The following is a 1708-nucleotide window of genomic DNA, read 5'->3' as shown; positions in this document are numbered from 1 at the left end:
GCTCCCCGCGCCCGTGGGGATGGCAGGTGTCCCGTGCCACTGGATCTTGACCGTTTGTCATCGGCCTTTGACGGACGCGAGTTTGTGTCATCGGAGTTTGATCACCGCAGGTCGGCGACTCAGCACACCTTCGGTTCGCGCCGGGGGCTGGTAAAACCCGTGGCGCGCTGGAGGTGCTTCTGCCTGCCCTGACGGCCATCTGCACAGGTGCAGCCTGTCGTCACCGTTCCGTCACAAGAGTCGCCGCACGGAACCTGCCGCTCTCCCGCCCTGTCTGCACTCACGAACCACGACCACGCGTACCGCGGGGCAACAACCGACGACCGAAACCCGCGGACGAGACGACTCAGGGGGACGACAGCATGCGGCACAGCAACGGCATTCGCAGGGCGGTTCTGGCGACGACGGCGGTCACGGCCGTCGCGGCGGCGGTGACCGGCATCCTGCCCGGCACCGCCATGGCAGCGAGCACCACCACCTCCGCCCCGCCACCCGCCTGCCCTGCCTCCGCCCTCCAGGTCAGCGCCTGGCAGGCCGTCCACCGGCCCGTCGGGACCGGGACCGGGGCGGCGGTCGTGCAGTTCACCAACGTCTCCCGGAAGACGTGCGTCCTGAAGGGCCACCCGACAGTCGCGGGCGCCGGCAACGGCTCCCCCACCCACAACACCCCGCTCAAGGTCACCCCCACCGGCAGGCCAGCCACCGTGAAGGTACGGCCCCACGGCAAGGCGTGGGTGAAGCTGACCTTCGTCCAGGTCCAGGGCGAGGGCGACGGCTACTGCGTGTCGGGCAAGACCCCGAAGGCGTATCCGACGATGGTCATCGGGCTGCCACACTCCGGGAAGCACCAGGTCGCCCTGAACGACGGGGTGTGGGCCGAGTGCGACAACAAGGTGACCGTCACCCCGGTCTCGGCGGTCAAGCCCTCCTGACCCCCCGTCCCCACAAAACGAGCAGCCCGCAAGACGATCTCAAGACTCCTGACCTACACGTTTACGAGGCACTGCACATAAGTACAGGTCAGCGACTCAGCACACCGAAGGCGCGCTGAGTCGCTGACCTGCGGTGATCAAACTCCGATGACACAAACTCGCGCCCGTCAAAGGCCGATGACAAACGGTCAAGATCCAGTGGCTCGGGACAGCAAGCCTTTCAAGGGCCCGCCGATCAGGTTGTCGTGCTCCCCGCGCTCGCGGGGATGGTCCCATGGGGATGTAGCCATGCCGCACGCCGTTCTGGTGCTCCCCGCGCCCGTGGGGATGGTCCGACATACTTCCGATCAGCCGGCCTGCCCGGCCACACGGCTGGCCGCCATCCGCATACGGAGTACGCGCAGTTGTCCCAACTTCTGCTCCAGCAGATGCCAGGCCGTGCGCTCGCGCGCCTCCTCCGCCGCGGCCAGGGCCGCTTCGTGGCCGTGCGGGCGGCGGCGCAGCATCATGTCGTAGACGGCGTCGGCCTCCGCCTGGGCCTCATCGCCCGTCGCCAGCCGCCGCAGCGCGCTCGCCCTGCGCTCCTCCCGGATCCGCGCCGCCGTCTCCCCCGATATGTACGAGGTCAACTCCGTGCCGCTCTGCCGGCACACGGCAGCGATCAGGGCACGGGTGTCGGCCTCACACCGCTCCGTCAACTCGGTGACCTGCGCCGGATCGCTCAGGTCCGCGCGGACCGCGACGACCAGATCTACGGCCTCCCCCACCAGCAGGTC

General features: G+C 68.8%; 1 protein-coding gene and 1 pseudogene. One reads left to right on the top strand and one right to left on the bottom strand.

Going from position 1 to position 1708, the window contains the following annotated elements:
* The first annotated feature begins 362 nt into the window (after positions 1 to 362).
* Entirely contained in the window at positions 363 to 932 is a 570-nt protein-coding gene (locus tag OC490_RS49015; protein ID WP_262064548.1) for a DUF4232 domain-containing protein, read from the top strand.
* 347 nt (positions 933 to 1279) lie between these two features.
* Here OC490_RS49015 and OC490_RS49010 read toward each other — a convergent pair.
* Positions 1280 to 1708: pseudogene (locus OC490_RS49010) on the bottom strand (hypothetical protein); the annotation flags it as partial.

It is taken from the genome of Streptomyces sp. STR69, from assembly GCF_024519455.1.
Classification (GTDB): domain Bacteria; phylum Actinomycetota; class Actinomycetes; order Streptomycetales; family Streptomycetaceae; genus Streptomyces.
This window is presented reverse-complemented; position numbering and strand designations above follow the sequence as displayed.

Bases quoted from the DNA above. Each gene is read 5' to 3' on its own strand.
- OC490_RS49015 (WP_262064548.1), top strand. From the start codon at position 363: ATGCGGCACAGCAACGGCATTCGCAGGGCGGTTCTGGCGACGACGGCG.